The 19430-nt window shown below is 75.2% G+C and carries 14 protein-coding genes; 6 read left to right on the forward strand and 8 right to left on the reverse strand.

Annotation, left to right across the window (positions count from 1 at the left end; translation table 11 throughout):
* Positions 1–8: 8 nt before the first annotated feature.
* Positions 9–3326 (reverse strand): ATP-dependent helicase, encoded by a 3318-nt coding sequence (locus IH61_RS0117830; protein ID WP_031070833.1) that lies wholly within the window; start codon positions 3324–3326, stop codon positions 9–11.
* Between the two features lie 82 nt (positions 3327–3408).
* Positions 3409–3795, reverse strand: a complete 387-nt coding sequence (locus IH61_RS0117835) for an MGMT family protein (protein WP_031070835.1) — start codon at positions 3793–3795, stop codon at positions 3409–3411.
* Between the two features lie 135 nt (positions 3796–3930).
* Between IH61_RS0117835 and IH61_RS0117840 the strand changes: the two genes are divergently transcribed.
* A complete protein-coding gene (locus IH61_RS0117840; RefSeq protein WP_234327229.1) occupies positions 3931–6636 on the forward strand; it encodes a lysylphosphatidylglycerol synthase transmembrane domain-containing protein in 2706 nt (901 codons plus the stop codon).
* Positions 6637–6721: 85 nt separating this feature from the next.
* Here IH61_RS0117840 and moeZ read toward each other — a convergent pair whose 3' ends face one another.
* From moeZ to IH61_RS0117865, 5 genes are all read right to left on the reverse strand, one after another.
* Complete coding sequence (gene moeZ, locus IH61_RS0117845; RefSeq protein WP_031070838.1) at positions 6722–7900, reverse strand: adenylyltransferase/sulfurtransferase MoeZ; 1179 nt, start codon at positions 7898–7900, stop codon at positions 6722–6724.
* Between the two features lie 238 nt (positions 7901–8138).
* The gene (locus tag IH61_RS0117850; RefSeq protein ID WP_031070841.1) at positions 8139–9140 is read right to left on the reverse strand and encodes an NAD-dependent epimerase/dehydratase family protein; all 1002 of its coding nucleotides are present in this window, start codon (positions 9138–9140) and stop codon (positions 8139–8141) included.
* Positions 9141–9242: 102 nt separating this feature from the next.
* The gene (locus IH61_RS42940) at positions 9243–10340 is read right to left on the reverse strand and encodes a hypothetical protein (protein WP_051837316.1); all 1098 of its coding nucleotides are present in this window, start codon (positions 10338–10340) and stop codon (positions 9243–9245) included.
* On the reverse strand, positions 10340–12007 hold the full coding sequence (locus IH61_RS0117860) for a DUF3492 domain-containing protein (protein ID WP_051837317.1): 1668 nt from the start codon (positions 12005–12007) through the stop codon (positions 10340–10342). Before IH61_RS0117860 ends, IH61_RS42940 begins: the two co-directional genes overlap by 1 nt.
* A 267-nt stretch (positions 12008–12274) precedes the next feature.
* Complete coding sequence (locus IH61_RS0117865) at positions 12275–13177, reverse strand: alpha/beta fold hydrolase (RefSeq protein WP_031070846.1); 903 nt, start codon at positions 13175–13177, stop codon at positions 12275–12277.
* A 243-nt stretch (positions 13178–13420) separates the two neighbouring features.
* On the opposite strand from IH61_RS0117865, the gene IH61_RS0117870 reads away from it, so the two are divergent.
* From IH61_RS0117870 to IH61_RS0117880, 3 genes are all read left to right on the forward strand, one after another.
* On the forward strand, positions 13421–14083 hold the full coding sequence (locus tag IH61_RS0117870; RefSeq protein ID WP_031070848.1) for a TetR/AcrR family transcriptional regulator: 663 nt from the start codon (positions 13421–13423) through the stop codon (positions 14081–14083).
* Between the two features lie 129 nt (positions 14084–14212).
* The gene (locus IH61_RS0117875; protein WP_031070850.1) at positions 14213–14440 is read left to right on the forward strand and encodes a DUF3107 domain-containing protein; all 228 of its coding nucleotides are present in this window, start codon (positions 14213–14215) and stop codon (positions 14438–14440) included.
* 137 nt (positions 14441–14577) lie between these two features.
* Positions 14578–14895, forward strand: coding sequence for a hypothetical protein (locus IH61_RS0117880; protein ID WP_031070852.1), 318 nt, complete (start codon positions 14578–14580; stop codon positions 14893–14895).
* Between the two features lie 57 nt (positions 14896–14952).
* Here the strand turns inward: IH61_RS0117880 and IH61_RS0117885 are convergent, their stop codons facing one another.
* Complete coding sequence (locus IH61_RS0117885) at positions 14953–15684, reverse strand: ferritin-like fold-containing protein (protein WP_031070854.1); 732 nt, start codon at positions 15682–15684, stop codon at positions 14953–14955.
* A gap of 750 nt (positions 15685–16434) precedes the next feature.
* Here IH61_RS0117885 and IH61_RS0117890 point away from each other — a divergent pair.
* Positions 16435–18384, forward strand: coding sequence for a DEAD/DEAH box helicase (locus tag IH61_RS0117890; protein ID WP_031070856.1), 1950 nt, complete (start codon positions 16435–16437; stop codon positions 18382–18384).
* 114 nt (positions 18385–18498) lie between these two features.
* Positions 18499–19380, forward strand: coding sequence for an alpha/beta fold hydrolase (locus IH61_RS0117895; protein WP_031070858.1), 882 nt, complete (start codon positions 18499–18501; stop codon positions 19378–19380).
* Positions 19381–19430: the final 50 nt, after the last annotated feature.

The following is a 19430-nucleotide window of genomic DNA, read 5'->3' on the forward strand; positions in this document are numbered from 1 at the left end:
CCCGGCCGTCACTCCACCAGCTGGGCCCCGTCGCGCTGGGCGGAGCAGCTGCGGCGGAAGGAGCAGCGGTCGCAGCCGCCCCCGGTCTGGGGGACGAACCGTTCGGCGAGGACCTTGCCGGCGGCCTCGGCGAGCAGGTTCTCGATCCAGGGATCGCCCTCGGGCGGTTCCTGGCGCTGGACCTTGGGGCTGTCCTGGTCGGCCTTGGCGGCGGCCTCGCGCAGGTGGACGAGTTCGGCGCCGCCGGCGGCCGGGGGCCGGGCGTCGAAGCCGGGCAGCTCGTTGAGGGCCCCGGCGCGGACGGCGAGCTGGTAGACGGCGAGCTGCTTGTGGTCGGGCAGGGACTTGTCGCTGGGGATCTGCTTGCCGGTCTTGAAGTCGACGACGTAGGCGCGCCCGGCCGCGTCCTTCTCGACGCGGTCCATGGAGCCGCGGATGCGTACGGAGACGCCGCCGACGTCGAGGGTGAGGTCGAAGCCGTGCTCGGTGGCGACGAGGTCGCGGCCGCGTTCGAGGACGTGCCAGTTGAGGAAGCGTTCCAGGGCGTCGCGGGCGGCGGTCTTCTCCTGCTGGGACTTCCAGGGGGCGTCGAAGGCGAGGGCGTCCCAGACGGTGTCGAGGCGTTCCATGAGGACGGCGAGGTCGGCGGGGGTGCGGCCGGAGCCGACCTCGTCGGCGAGGGCGTGGACGACGTTGCCGAAGCCCTGGGCGGCGGAGCCGGGGGCGCGGGCCTTGACCTCCTTGTCGAGGAACCACTGCAGGGAGCAGTTCTCGAGCTGTTCGAGGCCGCTGCCGGACAGCCGTACGGGCAGGTCGGGGCTGCGCAGGGGCTCGGGGGCGGTGGTGGGCTCGTCCAGGCCCCACCAGCGGTCGGGGTGGGCGGCGGGCACGAGCGGCAGCCCGTCCTCGTCGGTGGCGGCGGCGAGGACGGCGAGGCGTTCGGCGGCGGCGCGGCGCAGTTCGGGGCTGCGGGCGGGGTCGACGGTGACGGCGCGCAGCTCGGCGACGAGGGCGGCGACGGAGAGCGGGCGGCGCGGGCGGTGGGTGACGTCCTCGACGGTGACGGGCGGGGTGCGGCGCACGACCTTGCCGGTCCTGGGGTCGACGTCCTCGCGGTAGAGCTCGCGCAGGAAGCGGGAGGGTTCGTCGCCGTCGTCGGCCGGGGCCTTGACGGCGGTGACGATCAGCCGGTCCTTGGCGCGGGTGGCGGCGACGTAGAAGAGGCGGCGTTCCTCGCCGAGGAGGGCGGCCGGGGAAAGGGGTTCGGCGAGGCCGTCACGGCCGATGCGGTCGGCTTCGAGGAGGGAGCCGCGGCGGCGCAGGTCGGGCCAGAGGCCGTCCTGGACGCCGGCGACGACGACGAGGCGCCACTCGAGGCCCTTGGAGCGGTGGGCGGTCATCAGCCGGACGGCCTCGGGGCGGACGGTGCGCACGGTGAGGGTGTCGGCGGCGATGTCCTGGGCGTCGAGTTCGGCGAGCAGGTCGAGGGCGCTGCGGTGGCCGGTGACCTGCTCCTCGGCGCGGGCGGCGGTCTCGAACAGGGCGCACAGGGCGTCGAGGTCGCGGTCGGCGTTGCGGCCGGCGGCGCCGCCGCGCAGGGCGGCGCGCTCCAGGCGCTCGCGCCAGCGGCGGCTGCCGTCCCACAGCTCCCACAGGGCCTCCTCGGCGGTGCAGCCGCCTGCGAGGCGTTCGCGGACCTTGCGCAGCAGGGTGCCGAGGTCGCGGGCGCGCCGGGCGTGGGCGGGGTCGAGGGCGACGAGGCGCTCGGGTTCGGCGAGGGCCTCGCGGATGAGCTCCCCGGCGGGGCGGGGCACGCCGGGGACGCCGTCGGCGCGCAGGGCGGCGCGTTCCTCCTCACGCAGGGCGCGGCCGAGGCGGCGCAGGTCGGCGCCGTCGAGTCCGCCGAGGGGGCCGGTGAGCAGGGTGTGGGCGAGGTCGACGGTGAGCGGGTCGGGTGTGTCGAGGTCGCCGGCCTTGTCGCGGGCGGCCTGCTCGGCGCAGACCCGCAGGGCGAGCAGCAGCTGGGCGACGGCGGGCTCCTCGCGCAGCGGCAGGTCGTCGCCGTCGATCTCCAGGGGGACGCCGGCGGCGCCGAGGGCCCGCCGCACACCCGGTATGGAGCGGGCGCCGGCGCGCACCAGGACGGCCATCTCGCCCCAGGGCACCCCGTCCTCCAGGTGGGCGCGGCGCAGCAGGTCGGCGACGGAGTCGAGCTCGGCGCCGGGGGTGGGGTAGGTGTACACCTCGACGCGGCCGCCCTCGCGGGAGGGGAGCAGTCCCCGGTGCTGGGCGAGCTTGTCGGCGGGCAGTCGGCCCATGGGCATGCGGCGGGCGATCTCGCGGGAGGCGGCAAGCAGCACGGCGCCGGAGCGGCGGGAGACGCGCAGCACCTTGACGTCGGCGGGGGCGCCGTCGGCGCGGCGGAAGGTGTGGGGGAAGTCGAGGATGCCGTTGATGTCGGCGCCGCGGAAGGCGTAGATCGACTGGTCGGGGTCGCCGACGGCGACGAGGTCGCGGCCCTGCCCGGCGAGGCGGCGCAGCAGCCGGACCTGGCTGGGGTCGGTGTCCTGGTACTCGTCGACGAAGACGACCTCGTAGCGCCGGCGCAGGTCCTCCTCGACGTCGGGGCGCTCGGCGAGCAGGACGGCGCGGTGGACGAGTTCGGCGTAGTCGAGGACGCCGCGCAGGTCGAGGACGTCGAGGTAGTCGGCGAGGAAGTGGGCGGCGGCGGCCCAGTCGGGGCGCTGGACGCCCTGGGCGAAGCGTTCCAGTTCCCGTTCGCCGAGGCCGAGCTCGCGGCTGCGGGCGAGGACGGCGCGGACCTCGTCGGCGAAGCCGCGCGTGGTGAGGCAGGCGCGCAGGTCCAGCGGCCAGGCGATGCGGCCCCGGCCCGCCTTGGCGTCCTCGGCGCCGCCGGCGAGCAGTTCGCGGACCATGACGTCCTGTTCGGGGCCGGAGAGCAGCCGCAGCGGCTCGGCGTAGTCCCCGGGGGCCTGGTGGGCGCGCAGGAGGGCGTAGCAGAAGGAGTGGAAGGTGGTGGCCTGGGGGGCGGCGGCGCTGGCGCCCAGGCGCCCGGACATCCGGTCGCGCAGTTCCATGGCGGCCTTGCGGCTGAAGGTGAGGACCAGGATGCGCTCGGGGTCGGTGCCCTCCTCGATGCGGCGGGCGACGGCCTCGACGAGGGTGGTGGTCTTGCCGGTGCCCGGCCCGGCGAGGACGAGCAGCGGGCCGCCGCGGTGCTCGACGACGGCGCGCTGGTACTCGTCCAGGGCGGGCGGGTCGGGCTGGGCGAGCGGGCTGCGCACGAGCCGGTAGGGGGAGGTCACACCATGTCCTGGGGCGTTTCGGGCGATCGGGTGGGCGGGCCCGCGTGGGGCCCGCCCGCATCGAGCCTACGATCCTGCCCCGTCAATCCCGTCCGTGTGGCGCTTTCGCCGTTTCCGGTGACGGCTCGAGGCCGTCCCAGCGGGCGCGGCGCAGGTCGACGCGGGGCGGGTCGGCGAGGTCGCGCAGCGGGGTGCCCTCGTCGCCGTAGTGGGCGAGGGCGCGGTGCTCGTGGCCGGGCAGGAGGCGGCCGTCGGCGCGGATGACCCGCCACCAGGGCACGGAGGCGCCGTAGAGTGCCATGACGCGGCCGACCTGCCGGGGGCCGCCCTGTCCGAGGTATTCGGCGACGTCCCCGTAGGTCATCACCCTGCCGGGTGGAATCCGCTCGGTCAGGTCGAGCACGAGTTCGGCGAAGGCGGGAAGGGCGCCCGGCGGGCCTTCCTGTGTCACGTCCGTCACCTGCGGCATTCTTCCTCACCGGGGTGCGCGGCGGGGCCGGTCCGTACGATCCGCCGCGCCCGATCCGGCCCCTGTCCAGCGCGGGGGCGCGGGGCATGCCACCATCTTCCGGGGCGGTGAGTGGTGATACGAGGACAAGACCAGATGACCGGGACGGCTGACGTGGGCGTGGAGAAGGACTCCGACGAGTCCGCCGCCGCCGTACCCGCGGAGCCCCGGGAGGTGCCCGGGAGCCCCTCCGAGGAGGAGCCCGCGCCGCAGGTGTCACTGGTCAAGCGGCCGAGGGAGAGGGCCCCCGAGGTCCCCGCCCAGGGCGAGGTGCCCACCGCCCGCCCGCCCCGCGCGCCCGCCCCCGACCACGACCCGCTGGACGACGCCCCGCCGCTGGACGTGGACGAGCCGCTGCTCGCCGCCCGCGCGCACCGCCCCTCCGACCTGATCCGCTTCCTGGCCGGCGTCTTCGGCATCGTCGCCGTCTTCGTGCTGGCGGGCATCGCCACCTCGACCACCAGCGGCATCGAGCAGGACATCGCCACCAACGCGCCGCACTTCTCCGCGGTGCTGTCCACCATCACGGGCCTGCTGTCCAGCGTCGCCGTGCTGGCCGTGCCGCTGTCCTTCGCGGTGGAGCGGCTGATCAAACGCGACGGCCTGCGGGTCGCCGACGGCGTGCTCGCCTCGGTGCTGGCGTACGGCGTCTCGCTGGGCATCGACTGGTGGGTGGCGGAGGGCGCCTCCGACCACATCAGGGACGCCCTGACGCGGATGCCCACCAGCAGCAGCGGCACCCTGACCGACCCGGTCCACGGGTACCTGGCGCCGGTGATCGCCTACATGACGGCCGTCGGCATGTCGAGCAGACCGCGCTGGCGGGTCGCCCTGTGGGCGGTGGTGCTGTTCAGCGGGATCACCGAGCTGCTCGGCGGCTACACCACCCCGCTGTCGCTGATGCTGACCGTGCTGATCGGCTGGTCCGTCGCCTACGGCACCCTGTACGCGATCGGCTCGCCGAACATCCGCCCCACCGGCCAGCACCTGATGATCGGCCTGCGCAAGGTCGGCTTCACCCCGGACTCGGCGCTGCGCGCCCCCGACGCGCCCGGCGGCACCCGCCGCTACCACGTCACCCAGCAGGACGGCCCGCCGCTGGACGTCCACATCATCGACCGCGAGCAGCAGGCTTCCGGCTTCTTCTACCGCGCCTGGCGCCGGCTGCGGCTGCGCTCGGTGGCGGTGCGCCGAAGCCCCCAGTCGCTGCGGCAGGCGCTGGAGCAGGAGGCGCTGATCGCGTACGCGGCCGCCGCCTCCGGGGCCCGGGCGCCGCAGCTGGTCGCCACCTCCGAGCTGGGCCCGGACGCCGCGATCCTGGTGTACGAGTACGTGGAGGGGCGGACCCTCGACGAGCTGGCCGACGAGGACGTCTCGGACCGGACGATGGCCTCGCTGTGGCAGTCGGTGGCCGCCCTGCACGAGCGCCGCATCGCCCACCGCCGCCTCACCGGCGAGTCCCTGCTGGTCGTGGACGAGGAGGCCGGCTGCCTGGTCAACCTCTCCGGCGGGGACATCGCCGCCACCGACCTGACGCTTCGCATCGACGTCGCCCAGCTGCTCACCACCTTCGCGCTGCGGATCGGCCCGGAGCGGGCCGTGGCCGTGGCCAACGCGGTGCTCGGCGCCGAGCGGGTCGCGCAGGCGCTGCCGCTGCTCCAGCCGGTGGGGATGAGCCGCTCCACCAGGGTCGACCTGGCCAAGCTGACCAAGGAGCGCAAGACCGCCGCCCGGGCCAGGGCCCTGGAGCAGGTCGCCTCCGGCGAGCGCACCCAGCAGCAGGCGGAGGAGGACATCGCCGTGGCCGGCGAGGACCTGCTGAGCCGGCTGCGCGGCCAGATCCTCCAGATCGCCCCGGAGGCGCCGATGGCGCCGGCGAAGCTGGAGCGGCTCAAGCCCAAGAGCCTGATCATGGTGATCGCGCTCACCTTCGCCGCGTACCTGGCGCTGACCACCATCAAGCCGGCGCAGCTCAAGCTCTCCCAGATGAACTGGGCCTGGGCGGCGGCGGCCCTGCTCGCGGCGGCGTTCAGCTACGTGGCCGCCGCGATGAGCCTGACCGGTTTCGTCCCGGAGAAGCTGCCGTTCCGGCGTACGGTCGCCGCCCAGCTGGCCGGGTCCTTCGTCAAGCTGGTCGCCCCGGCGGCGATCGGCGGCATGGCGCTCAACACCCGCTACCTGCAGAAGGCCGGCATCCGCTCCGGGCAGTCGGTCGCCTCGGTGGGCGCCTCCCAGCTGGCGGGCCTGGCCGGGCACCTGCTGCTGCTGTTCAGCTTCGGCCTGATCACCGGAAGCCAGACCAACGGAGACCTCTCCGCCTCCCGGGCGGTGATCATCGGTGTGCTCTCGGCGGCGGTGCTCGCCCTGGTGGTGGCGGCCGTGGCGCCGCTGCGCCGGTTCGTGCTGGGGCGGCTGCGCTCGCTGTTCTTCGGCGTGGTGCCGCGCATGCTCGACCTGATGCAGACGCCCAGCAAGCTGATCACCGGCTTCGGCGGCATCCTGCTGCTGACGCTCTCCTTCACCGCCTGCCTGGACTTCTCGGTGCAGGCGTTCGGCGGCAGCGTCAGCTTCTCCGCCGTCGCCGTGGTGTTCCTGACGGCCAACGCGGCCGGCTCGGCGATCCCCACCCCGGGCGGCATCGGCCCCGTCGAGGTCGCCCTGATCGGCGCCCTGACCGTCGCGGACGTCTCCCCCGCCGTCGCCACCCCGGCGGTCTTCCTCTACCGGGCGCTCACCTTCTGGCTGCCGGTGCTGCCGGGCTGGATCGCCTACAACGTGCTGCAGCGCAGGGGCGCGCTCTGACCGTCCGTACGGAAAACAGAAGAACGGAAGAACGGAGAAGGGGCCCGCCGCGAGCGTTCACGGCGGGCCCCTTCTCCTGGGACTGCTAGTAGACCGGCTTGTGCGGCTCGACCTGGTTCACCCAGCCGAGCACGCCGCCGCCCAGGTGGACGGCGTTGGCGAAGCCGGCGGACTTGACCACGGCCAGCACCTCGGCCGAGCGCACGCCCGACTTGCAGTGCAGCACGATCTTGCGGTCCTGCGGCAGCTTCTCCAGCGCGTCGCCCATGAGGAACTCGTTCTTGGGGATCAGCACCGCGCCGGGGATGTTGACGATCTCGTACTCGCCCGGCTCGCGGACGTCGATGAGGTAGATGTCCTCCTCGTCGTCCTGCCACTGCTTGAGCTGCTTGGAGGTGATCGTCGACCCGGCGGCGGCCGCCTGGGCCTCCTCCGACACGACGCCGCAGAACGCCTCGTAGTCGATCAGCTCGGTGACGGTCGGGTTCTCGCCGCAGACCGCGCAGTTCGGGTCCTTGCGGACCTTCACCTGGCGGTAGTTCATCTCCAGGGCGTCGTAGATCATCAGACGGCCGACCAGCGGGTCGCCGATGCCGGCGAGCAGCTTGATCGCCTCGTTGACCTGGATCGAGCCGATGGACGCGCACAGCACGCCCAGCACGCCGCCCTCGGCGCAGGAGGGGACCATGCCCGGCGGCGGGGCCTCCGGGTAGAGGCAGCGGTAGCAGGGGCCGTGCTCGGCCCAGAAGACGCTGGCCTGGCCGTCGAAGCGGTAGATCGAGCCCCACACGTACGGCTTGCCGAGCAGCACCGCGGCGTCGTTCACCAGGTAGCGGGTGGCGAAGTTGTCGGTGCCGTCCACGATCAGGTCGTAGCCGGAGAAGATCTCCATCACGTTGGAGTTGTCGAGGCGCTCCTCGTGGAGGATCACGTCGACGTAGGGGTTGATCTCCTTGACCGAGTCCCGGGCCGACTCCGCCTTGGAACGGCCCACGTCCGACTGGCCGTGGATGATCTGGCGCTGCAGGTTCGACTCGTCGACCACGTCGAACTCCACGATGCCCAGCGTGCCGACACCGGCGGCGGCCAGGTACAGCAGGGCCGGCGAGCCGAGACCCCCGGCGCCGACGCACAGCACCTTGGCGTTCTTCAGCCGCTTCTGCCCGGCCATCCCGACGTCCGGGATGATCAGGTGGCGGGAGTACCGGCGGACCTCGTCGACGGTGAGCTCGTCGGCCGGCTCTACCAGGGGTGGCAACGACACGGGGACTCCGATGGGTCTCGTTCAGGTGGCCGGGGCCAGCCTCGTACGGGGTGGTTGCTCCGCCACGCGGGTGGCTGTCTAGGCCAACAGTGTCACGCTCCTCCGGTATTCCGAGACAGCTCGTCCGATGGGCGAGACGGGTCGCGCCGGAATCCGAGACCGGCCGGACACGGCGCGAAGGCGCCCCGGGCCTGCGGTTTCGGGCCCGGGACGCCTTCGCGGCGCCTTCATGCGGTGCTCACACCCGGCAGGCCGTCTCCAGCCAGACGTCCCCGAGCGACTCCTCCAGCGGCACCTGTGTCCGCCAGCCGAGACGGTCCCTGGCGGTGCGCACGTCGGCCTGGCGCCAGGGCACCGGCTCCCCCGGGGCGGGCCTGCCCTCCGGGCGGTGGCCCGGCAGGTGGCCCTCCGAGCGGTGGCCCGGGGCGTGGTGGCCGGGCAGGTGGTCGCCGTGCGCCCCGGCGGCCTGCGCGGGCAGCAGGACCTGCCGGTTCTCCTCGACGATGGTGCCCTCGAAGCCCGAGGCCCGCACCAGCAGCTGGGCCGCGTCCCGGGCCCGGACGGCGTGCCCGCTGCCGATGTTGATCACCCCGGTGGCGGCCGAGACCGCCGCCGCCTGGATCGCCCGGGCGACGTCCCGCACGTCGACGAAATCCCGGTATCCGGACAGGTCCGGCATCCGCACCTGGCTCTCGTCCCGCTCCAGCGCCCGGCGCAGCCCCTCCGCGAGCCGCCCGAACAGCGAGGCGGTCGGCGCCCCCGGCCCGACCACGTCGAAGACCCGCAGCACCGCCGCGTCCAGCCCGGAGGCGAGCACCAGCTCCGTCCCGGCGAGCTTGGACACCCCGTACGGGCCGACCGGGCGCGGCTCGGCCTGCTCGGAGACCGGCACCCCGCCGGGCACCGGCCCGTACTCGGCGGCCGAGCCGACGTGCACCAGCCGGGCCGGCTCCCGGCTGCGGCGGATCGCCTCGCAGACCGTCGCGACGGCCAGCGTGTTCGACCGGATCAGGGTGCGCGAGCTGCCGTAGGTGGCGCCCGCGCAGTTGATCACCACCTGCGGCGCGACCGCGTCCAGGAAGCGGGCGAGCGCGCCCGGGCTCCCGGTGGTCAGGTCGAAGCGGATGTCGGCCGAGTCGCGCCGGCCGAGCACCGTCACCTGCAACTCCTGGTCCAACAGCAGACGGTCGGTGACCCGGCGGCCGATGAAGCCGTCGGCGCCCAGCAGCAGCACCCTCATCGGGGGTGTCCTTCCACGAAGCGAGGTCGGGATCGACCTGGCGGACTGAAAAGCGAACGAACGTGAATGTCAGGGGAGTCGGCGCCAGGGGGGTCGGCGCGGTCACCGGTGGGCTCCGGCCCGGCCGAGCACGGCCCAGGCGTAGCCGAGCAGCACCGCCGCGACGGCTCCGCCGCCCAGCGCCAGGGCCGTCGGCGCGCCCCGCCCGACGGCGAGCAGCGCCCCGGTGGCGGCGGCCGCGGCGAGCGCGCCGAGCGCCGCCGCCGGGGCCCGGCCGCAGCGGGCCAGCAGGGCGGTCAGCACCAGCAGCAGGCCGAGCACGCCCTGCGCCGCCCACGGCCCGGGGCCGGCCCGCTCGACGGCCAGGTGCAGCAGGCCGCCGCCGTGGCCGGGGCCGGGGCGCGGCGCGAGGGCGGTGAGCACGGCCAGCGCGGCGAAGGTCAGCACCGTGAGGACCGCCAGGTGCAGCGCCACGGCGACGGGCAGCACCGGGCGCATCCGGGCCCGGAACTCCGCCAGGGTGGCGGCCGAGCCGAGGTGCCCGCGCCCTACCTGCCGGTACCAGCGGGCGGCCCGCTCGGCGACCCCGGCCGACACGGCCGCCGCCAGCACCAGCGCGGCGCTCAGCGGCCGGTCGGCCCCGGGCGCGCACAGCGGGAGCAGCAGCAGCGCGGCCAGTCCCAGCCCGTAGCCGAGCAGGGCCGGGCTCCACCGGGAGGCGGGCTCGGGGCGCGGGGGTGCGTACGGGCCTGGGCCGAGACCGGCGTGGGGTGCGGCGGGCCCGTACCAGGGCGGGCCGGGCGCGGCGGGCGGGTCGGTGATGAGGGCGGGCAGCAGGGCGAGGGGGACGGCGGCGGGCAGCAGCACCGCCGGGCCGGTGCCGAGGGCGGCGACCGCCGCGCAGGGCAGGGCGGCGAGGGCGGCGGCGAGCAGGGTGGCCCGGCTCGTGGCCGCGCACTGCCTGGGCGGGGCCGCCTCGGGCGGGGGCGGGCGGCGCGGGACGCGGGCGTACAGCTCCTCGGCGAGGGCGAACAGGTCGCCGTGCCGGCAGCGGGCGGCGGCGTCCGGGCCGAGCCCGGCCTCCTCCAGCCCGGCGGCGATCTCCAGCGGATCGACGGCGCGCTCGCACAACTCCCGGTGTTCGGCCATGAGTTCACGCACCGGGTCGGCACTGGCGCCCACCGCCGCGCCGCCGGTCATCAGACGGCCTCCGCGAGCGCGGGGCTGCGTGGGGCCTCGCCGGAACCCTCACCGTCCCCCGCGTCCGCCGCGTCTTCCGTGTCCACCGCGTCCACCGCGTCCGCCGCGTGCCCGGTGTCCTCGGCACCGGGGGTGCGCGGCCCGTCGGCGAGCCAGAACTCGGCGGGCCGGGCGAAGGGGCGCGGCGTGCGGCCGCTCCCGTCGGCCGCGCCGCCGGGGAAGGCCGGGTACTGGGAGACCAGTTCCAGGTAGATCTCCCGGAAGGCGCCGATGACGGGCTCGACGGCGAAGCGTTCCTGCGCCCGCAGCCGACCGGCCAGGCCCAGCCGGTCGCGGCGCTCCTCGTCGCGCAGCAGCGCCAGGCAGGCCCCGGCCAGGGCGTGGGGGTCGCGGGCGGGCACCAGCAGACCGGTCGGGCCGACCACCTCCCGGGCGACGCCGACGTCGGTGGAGACGACGGCGCGGCCGCTGAGCATGGCGTCGGCGAGGAGTCCGGGGCCGCGCTGGGAGAGCGCGGAGAACACGGCGACGGTGCCGCCCGCCCAGGCGTCGGCGAGCGAGCCGGGCCGGCCGGCGAACTCCACCGCCTCCGCCGCCCCGAGCCGCCCGGCGAGCGCCTCGCAGTGCGCCCGGTAGCCGGGGTTGGCCTCCTCCCCGTGCACCACCAGCCGGGCCCCGGGCAGGTCGGCGCGGACCTTCGCGAAGGCGTGCAGCATCAGTTCGAGGTCCCGGCCGGGCTCCAGGGCGCCGGCCCACACCAGCGTCGGCACATCGGGCTCGGCCCCGGCGGCCGGGCGCTCGACGGCGTCCGTGCCCTCGTACACCACCCGGGTGCGGGCCGGGTCGGCGCCGCAGCGGCGCTGCCACTGCTGGTCGTGGGCGCTGCCGGGGGTCAGTATCGCCGCCTGCCGGTAGGTCTCCTCGGTGAGTGCCCGGAAGAAGGCGAGCAGCAGGGCGCGGACGGGCCAGCGGTAGGGGGCCTCGCGGTAGCCGAGGTACTGCTCGCGCAGGTGCAGGCCGTGCTCGGTGACGACGAAGGGCACGCCGTGCAGGTGCCGGGCCACGAGCGCGGGCAGGGCCGCCGGGCCCGCGCCGACGACGTGGCACAGGTCGGCGGCGGCCAGGCCCTGTCCGGGGCTCCCGGGGCCGGTGCCGTACCAGGGCGCGGACAGCGGGCGCAGGCACTGTTCGAGCAGGTCGGCGGCGACGAGCACGTCGCACACCAGCGGGTGGCCGGCAGAGGTGTCCGCGCCGGGCAGGCGCCAGACCCGCTCCAGGACGCGGCGGGCGTGGGCGGAGGCGAGGAAGACGGGCAGGGTGGCGTCCTCGCGGGCGAGTTCGGCCAGCCGGTAGAGCCCGGCGGCGAATCCGGCCCGCTCGCGGGGCAGCACCAGGGCGCGCACCAGCTCCTCGTACGCCCGGGCGTACTGGCGTCTGCGCAGGGCGCCCGGGGCGCGGCCGCGCGGGCGGCGGCCCCAGAGCCCCAGGTCGCGCGCCCCCCGCCAGGCGGGTGAGAGCCGCTCGACGGCGTCCAGCCCCTGCGGGCCGGTGAGCAGGTACAGCTCGAACTCGTGCTCCGGCAGGCCCTCGGCGAGCCGGTCGCACCAGGCGCCGGCGCCACGCCTCGGATGCGGACGGGCACCCTCGGTGAGCAGGGCAACGCGCACGGGAGACCTCCTAGTCAGCCGCCCCGGATCGGGGCCACGGGAGCCGCGGGGCCGTACGCCGGAAGCCTTCCTCGCGCCGCCGCCTGCCGATCGCTCCGGCGTCCGCGGCCCTCCCCCACACCTGTTCGGTCCGGCAGCAGAAAGGTAGGACCGGCCCGCGGCCCACCATCGCTCACCTGCCTGGTTGCCACCTGAACGAGTGAACCGGCGTGACTTCCCGCCGCACGGCGCCGTTACCGCGCGGTACGGGCGCGAGAGGCGTGCGGGTCAGCGCGCGGGGTGCCCGATCAGCTCCCGTACGGCGCGGGCCACCGCGTCCGGGTGCTCCATCATCGCGACGTGCCCGGACTCGGGCAGCACCAGCAACCGGGCGTCGGCGAAGGCCGCGCAGGCCCGGCGGGCCGAGCGGTAGGCGACGAGCTTGTCGCGCAGCCCGTACACCAGCAGCACCGGCGCCTGGACCCGCTCGGCCTGGCGCCACAGCGCCTGCTCGCCGCGCTCGGTGTACGCGGAGACGATGCCGCGGGCCGAGCCGATCAGCGCCGCCATGGCGTGCGGCACCTCCAGCCGGCGCCGGTACTCGGCCACCGCCTGGGCCCGGGCGGTGGGGCTCAGGCCCGCCGGGTCGCCGTAGACCAGGCGCAGCAGGTCCTCGGTGGCCGCCTCGACGTCGCGCCGCCCGGCCGACAGCCGCCCGACCAGGGCGGGCAGCCCCGGCAGGGCGAGCAGTCCGGTCGGCCAGGCGGAGCGCTGCGGGGGCAGCTCGGGCAGGGCGGGCGAGACGAGGGTGAGGCTGCGCACCAGGTCGGGGCGCAGCGCGGCGAGGCGGACGGAGACGGCACCGCCGAGCGAGTTGCCGAACAGGTGGACGGGCCCGCGCCCGGCCGCCTCGAGCAGGCCGATGACGGCGCGCACGTGGCCGGAGAGGCTGAGGTTGCCGTCGCTGGGCGGGCCGGAGCGGCCGAAGCCGGGCAGGTCGACGGCCTCGCCGTCGAGCCGGTCGCCGAGGCGGTCCATGAGGGCCGTCCAGTTGGCGGCCGAGCCGCCGAGACCGTGCACGAAGAGGGCGGGCTCGCGCCCGTCCGGGCCGTCACCGTCCGTGCCCCGGTGGACGGCCAGCACCGCTCCGGGGACCTCGACCGTACGGACCTGCTGCTCAGGGCTGCTCATGGTGGACGATGGTAGTGAGCGGGGGCCGGGGGCGCCCGGGGTGGCCCTGATCGTCTTCCCCCTCGTCACAGCACTGCTTCTGCCTCGTCACAGCACTGCCGGGGCCGAGGTCAGCGCCGTATTGTGGGCTCCTGACAAGCCTGCCGATCAGTTTTCTCGCCCTCGCCCGAACGCGGGCGCGGTTACCGAAAAGTAGAATCGGCCGTCTCGTCGACCCCGAAGAACCCCGAAGTGAGGAGCGCCGTGACGGCCATCCAGGAGGCGCAGGAGCGCCCGCGCGGTGCCCGCCTGCCGCGAAGCGCCCGCCGTGAACAACTGCTCGGTGCCGCCCAGGAGGTGTTCGTCGCGCAGGGTTACCACTCGGCCGCCATGGACGACATCGCCGACCGCGCCGGGGTCAGCAAGCCGGTGCTGTACCAGCACTTCCCCGGGAAGCTGGAGCTGTACCTGGCCCTGCTGGACAAGCACTGCGACGCACTCGTCGAGTCGACGCGCGAGGCCCTGTCGGCGACCATCGACAACAAGCAGCGGGTCGCGAACACGATGGAGGCGTACTTCAACTACGTCTCCAGCGAGTCGGGCGCGTTCCGGCTGGTCTTCGAGTCGGACCTGACGAACGAGCCGGCCGTGCGCGAGCGGGTCGAGCGGGCCTCCGAGGCGAGCGCGACGCTGGTCAGCAAGGTGATCCAGGAGGACACCGACCTGCCCGAGGCCGAGTCCAAGCTGCTGGCCGCCGGCGTCTGCGGCCTGGCGCAGATCACCGCCCGGTACTGGCTCTCGCAGGGCCTGGAGATCCCGCGCGACGAGGCGGTGCGCCTGGTCGCCAGCCTGGCCTGGCGCGGCCTGAAGGGCTTCCCCATGCACCCGAACGAGCAGGGCGCCGAGGGTACCTCCCAGCAGGGCTGATCCGGGCGACCTTCGCCTGGCCGGTGATCGCGTGCTCTATGGTGAACCGGTACGGCGCGGGTCGCCGAGAACGCTTGTTCCAGGCGCTCCGGTGCCCGTGCGTGGAGGCTGCAACCCCGGAGGGAAGCCGTGGAGGTCAAGATCGGCGTGCAGAACGCGCCGCGCGAGATCGTGATCGAGAGCTCGCAGAGTGCCGATGAGGTCGAGGGCGCGGTCGCGAAGGCGCTGGAGGGCGACTCGAAGCTCCTGTCGCTGACCGACGAGCACGGCCGCCGGATCCTCGTCCCGGCCGAGCGCCTGGCGTACGTGGAGATCGGCGAGCAGGCCGTCCGCAAGGTCGGTTTCGGCGCCCTCTGAGAGGTCGCGCGAGCATCGCGTCACGGTGCCCCGTTCCCCCTGGGAGCGGGGCACCGGCGCGTGTACGGGCCGCTCGGGCGGGGTACGGCGGTGGTGCGGCGCCGCAAGCCGCACGCCCGTCCCCCCGGGAGGCCGCCTTGCTGGTCGAATCGATCGCCTTCGCCCTCGTCGGCCTGGCCACCGGCGCCCTCGCGCTGCTGGGCCTGCCCGCCTACTTCCGCGCGCCCAGGGTGCTGACGGCGGGGACGGCCCTGGCCTCGGCGCTGCTGGGCGGGACGGTCGCGCACTTCTGCCTGGACGGGCGCTACCCGGTCGGCTCGGTGGTCGCCGCGGCGCTGGCCTCGGGGGTGCTCACCTCGCTGCTGGCCCGGCCCGACCTCGCGGCCGGACGCGCCCCGGCGCACCGCCACCGACCCGGCGCCCACCGCGCTCAGCGGCGGCACCGGGCGGCGTAGCGCCCGCCGGACCTCAGCCGGATCTCGGCCCGACCTCGGCCCGACCTTGGCCCGACCTCAGCTGGCGAGGCCAAGGGCGGCCATGCGCTTGGTGTGCGCCTCGGTGATCCGGTTGAACATCTTGCCGACCTCGACGAGGTCGAAGCCCTGCACCTGTACGCCGCCGACCAGCAGGTTGGACAGCGCGTCGCGCTCGGCGACCACCCGCTGGGCCTGGCTGAGCGCCTCGCCCATCAGCCGCCGGCCCCACAGGGCGAGCCGGCCTCCGGCGCGGGGGTCGGCCTCGATGGCCTGGCGGACCTTGTCGACGGCGAACTGGCCGTGGCCGGTGTCGGACATGACGCCGAGCACCAGGTCCCGGGTGTCGTCGTCGAGGCGGACGGCGACCTCGCGGTAGAAGTCGGTGGCGATGGCGTCGCCGACGTACGCCTTGACCAGGCCCTCCAGCCAGTCCGAGGGCGCCGTCATCCGGTGGAACAGCTCCAGCGGCTCGACGAAGGGGCGCATGGCCTCCTGCGGGTCGGCGCCGACCTCGGCGAGGCGGTCGTGCAGCCGCTGGTAGTGCTGGAACTCGGCGGAGGCCATCCGGGCCAGGGCCGCCTTGTCGGCGAGGTCGGGGGCCAGCTTGGCGTCCTCGGCGAGCCGCTCGAAGGCGCTCAGTTCGCCGTACGCGAGCGCGCCGAGCAGATCCAGCACCGCGGCGCGGTAGCCGGGGTCGGCCGAGCACGTCGCCCAGTCGCCGATCGAACCGGCCACGCCGTCGTCCTGCGTCTCACCATGGGTCTCCATGACCCGCCACTTTAGACCGACCTGCGCACGGGGGGCGGCCTCGCGACCCCCCGTTCGCCTGTCGGTCCCCAGTCCGGCCGGGGCCCCCTCCCCACCCCGGGCGCACCCGGGTGACCGGCCGGATCGTGCCGTTCCCGGCCGGTCGCGGGGGTCGATGTCAGACGCGTCACGTGTTCGAGTCGTCGCCTGACTGTATGGTGGTACGGAGCCCCGTCGTGCTCGCACGGAGTCACCGCCGTCTCGGTGCCCCGCGCAGGCCCTCCGGTGGCGGCACCGTCCCCTCAGACGTGTCCGCACCGAAGGCACGGGTACTCACGTACGCGGATGCCCGGTCGGAGAGCCGATCGGCTCCGACCAGGGTTTGGACCTCAAGCCTTGGCACCGCATCAGTGGCCGAGCGAGGGCCGCCGAGACCCCGCCCCCCGCGGAGGTCCCGCGCAGGTCCCTCACGGGATTCCTCCCCGACGCCGCCGGCGACGCGCCCCGCACTCCGGGCCGCGCGCACCGGCCGGCCGCAGGGACCGGCGCGGTTGTGCGTCCGCGCAGCTGTACTGCGGGCCGACCAGGCCCGTACGCAGCCGCGCGCGCCCGCCCGCCGCTCGCTCTCGGCCCCTCCCACACGGAAGAGGCAGCACCCTGTCCACCACCGCTGAACCCATCAAGACGACGTTCCGAGATCTCGGCATCCTCGCCGAGACCGCGGAGGCCCTGGAGGCCGTCGGCATCGTCCATCCCTTCCCGATCCAGGAGATGACCCTCCCCGTGGCCCTGACCGGCCACGACGTCATCGGCCAGGCCAAGACCGGCACCGGCAAGACCCTCGGTTTCGGCCTCCCCCTGATCGAGCGGGCCATCGTGCGCGCCGACGTCGACGCCGGCCGGGCCACGGAGGAGCAGCTCTCCGACTTCCCGCAGGCGCTGATCGTCGTCCCGACGCGCGAGCTGTGCACCCAGGTCACCAACGACCTGCAGACCGCCGGCAAGGTCCGCAACGTCCGTGTGCTCGCCGTCTACGGCGGCCGGGCGTACGAGCCGCAGGTCGAGGCGCTCAACAAGGGCGTCGACATCGTCGTCGGCACCCCGGGGCGTCTGCTCGACCTCGCCGGGCAGAAGAAGCTGAACCTGTCCAAGGTCCGCGCGCTGGTCCTCGACGAGGCCGACGAGATGCTCGACCTCGGCTTCCTGCCGGACGTCGAGAAGATCATCACCATGCTGCCGGCCAAGCGGCAGACCCTGCTGTTCTCGGCCACCATGCCGGGCCAGGTCATCAACCTCGCCCGCCGGTACATGAGCCAGCCGACCCACATCCGCGCCGCCGCCCCGGACGACACCGGCGCGACCGTCGCCAACATCGAGCAGCACATCTTCCGTGCGCACTCGCTCGACAAGGTCGAGACGGTCTCGCGCATCCTGCAGGCCGACGGCCGCGGGCTGGCGATGATCTTCTGCCGCACCAAGCGCACCGCCGCCGACGTCTCCGACCAGCTGACCCAGCGCGGCTTCGCCGCCGGCGCCGTCCACGGCGACCTGGGCCAGGGCGCCCGCGAGCAGGCCCTGCGGGCCTTCCGCAACGGCAAGGTCGACGTGCTGGTCTGCACCGACGTCGCCGCCCGCGGCATCGACGTCGAGGGCGTGACCCACGTCGTCAACTACCAGTGCCCCGAGGACGAGAAGACCTACCTGCACCGGATCGGCCGCACCGGCCGCGCCGGCGCCTCGGGCACGGCCGTCACCCTGGTCGACTGGGACGACATCCCGCGCTGGCAGCTGATCAACAAGGCGCTGGACCTGCCGTTCAACGAGCCGGAGGAGACCTACTCCACCTCGCCGCACCTGTACGAGCTGCTCAAGATCGCGCCGGGCACCAAGGGCGTGCTGCCCCGCTCGGAGCGCACCCGGGCCGGGCTCGGCGCCGAGGTCATCGAGGACCTCGGCGAGACCGGCGGACGCGGTGCCCGCACCGGCGCCGCCCGCGGTCGCGGCGGCCGGGACCGCACGAGCGGCCCCGCCGTCGAGACCCCGGCGGCGGAGGAGAAGCCGCGCCGCACCCGTGAGCGCCGTCGCACCCGCCGCGGTTCGACGGTCGCCGAGGAGGGCGCGGCCGAGATCGCGGTGGCCGCGGAGACGGTTCCGGCCGTCGAGGGCGCCGACGCCGAGGAGGCCGCAGCGCCGCGCCGTCGTCGTCGCCGCTCGCGCGCCGGTTCGGCCGCGGCGGAGGCCGTCGAGGCTGCCGCCGTGACGGCCGAGGCCCCGGTGGCCGAGGCTGCGGCCCCGGTCGCGGTCGCCGAGCCGGTCGCCGAGGCCGTCGCCGAGGCGGCGGAGCCGAAGCGGGCCACCCGGACCCGTACCCGCAAGCCCAAGGCCGAGACCGAGGCCGAGGCCGTGGTCGAGGCCGTCGAGACCACCGCGGTCGCCGAGACCGTCGAGGCCGTCGAGGCCCCGGTGGCGAAGAAGGCGACCCGCGCCCGGACCCGCAAGCCGAAGGCCGAGGCCGTCGAGGCCCCTGCCACCGAGGCCGTCGCCGAGACCGTCACCGAGGCCGCCGAGCCGAAGCCGGCCACCCGGACGCGTACGCGCAAGCCCAAGGCCACGGCCGAGACCGCCCCCGAGGCGGCCCCGGCCACCGAGACCCCCGCCGAGGTCCCGGCCCCCCGCAAGCGCACCCGCACCCGCAAGGCCACCCCGGCCACGGAGAGCTGAGCACCCCCTCGGCCCCACCCCCGCGCCGCCCGACACCCCCTGGTGTCGGGCGGCGCGGTCGTTCGCGGCTCTAGGCTCGAACAAGGTGGGTCGTCGAGGTGGGAGGTGCGGGGGATGAGTACGCCGCCGTTTCTGGTGTTGCCCGGGTGCGCGCGGGCGGAGCGGGTGGGGACGGGCCGGGGGGCGTTCGCGGCGTTGCGGGCGGAGCCGGCGGGGGCGGTGCGGGGGTCGGCGTTGCTGGTGCCGGGGTTCACGGGCAGCAAGGAGGACTTCATCGCGCTGCTGGAGCCGCTGGCGGCCGCCGGGTACCGGGTGACGGCCGTGGACCAGCGGGGCCAGTACGAGACGGGCGGGCCGGACGATCCCGCCGCCTACACCGTCGCCGCGCTGGGCGAGGACGTGCGGGCGCTGGCCGAGGCGCTGGCGGCCGAGGGCGGCGGCCCGGTGCACCTGCTGGGGCACTCCTTCGGCGGGCAGGTCGTGCGCGAGGCGGTGCTCGCCGCCGGGCCGGGCCCGGTGCCGTGGCGTTCGCTGACGCTGATGTCCACCGGCCCGGGCGCCATCGAGCCGTCCGAGGCGGCCCGTACCAAGCTGCTGCTGGACGTGCTGCCGGTGATGAGCCTGGAGGAGATCTGGCAGGTGATCCAGCAGCTGGACGCGCAGAGCCCGCAGCCGAAGCCGGAGCTCGCCCCGGAGATCGCGGAGTTCATGCACCGCCGCTGGGTGGCGAACGTGCCGGCCTCGCTGAGCGTCACCGGCGGCCATCTCATGGCCGCGCCGGACCGGGTGGCCGAGCTGGCCGGGGCGGTCCGGGCCCGGGCGCTGCCGGTGCTGGTGATGTCGGGGGTGCGGGACTACGCGTGGCCGGTGCCGCAGCAGAGCGAGATGGCCGAGCGGCTGGGCGCGCGCCGGGTGGTGGTGGAGGACTCGGGGCACTCCCCCGCCGCGGAGCGGCCGGTGGAGACGGCGCGGGCGCTGGCCGGATTCTGGGGCTGAGCTCCACCGTCGCCGCAGTGGTCTGAACCACTTTCGTGATCCGATCGTTC

Source organism: Streptomyces sp. NRRL WC-3742 (assembly GCF_000720635.1).
Lineage (GTDB): Bacteria > Actinomycetota > Actinomycetes > Streptomycetales > Streptomycetaceae > Kitasatospora.

Excerpts from the sequence above, each read along its gene's own strand:
- IH61_RS0117835 (WP_031070835.1), bottom strand. The coding sequence starts at position 3,795 with ATGCCGCAGGTGACGGACGTGACACAGGAAGGCCCGCCGGGCGCCCTT.
- IH61_RS0117840 (WP_234327229.1), top strand. The coding sequence starts at position 3,931 with ATGACCGGGACGGCTGACGTGGGCGTGGAGAAGGACTCCGACGAGTCC.
- IH61_RS0117850 (WP_031070841.1), bottom strand. The coding sequence starts at position 9,140 with ATGAGGGTGCTGCTGCTGGGCGCCGACGGCTTCATCGGCCGCCGGGTC.
- IH61_RS42940 (WP_051837316.1), bottom strand. The coding sequence starts at position 10,340 with ATGACCGGCGGCGCGGCGGTGGGCGCCAGTGCCGACCCGGTGCGTGAA.
- IH61_RS0117865 (WP_031070846.1), bottom strand. The coding sequence starts at position 13,177 with ATGAGCAGCCCTGAGCAGCAGGTCCGTACGGTCGAGGTCCCCGGAGCG.
- IH61_RS0117885 (WP_031070854.1), bottom strand. The coding sequence starts at position 15,684 with ATGGAGACCCATGGTGAGACGCAGGACGACGGCGTGGCCGGTTCGATC.
- IH61_RS0117890 (WP_031070856.1), top strand. The coding sequence starts at position 16,435 with ATGACCCTCCCCGTGGCCCTGACCGGCCACGACGTCATCGGCCAGGCC.
- IH61_RS0117895 (WP_031070858.1), top strand. The coding sequence starts at position 18,499 with ATGAGTACGCCGCCGTTTCTGGTGTTGCCCGGGTGCGCGCGGGCGGAG.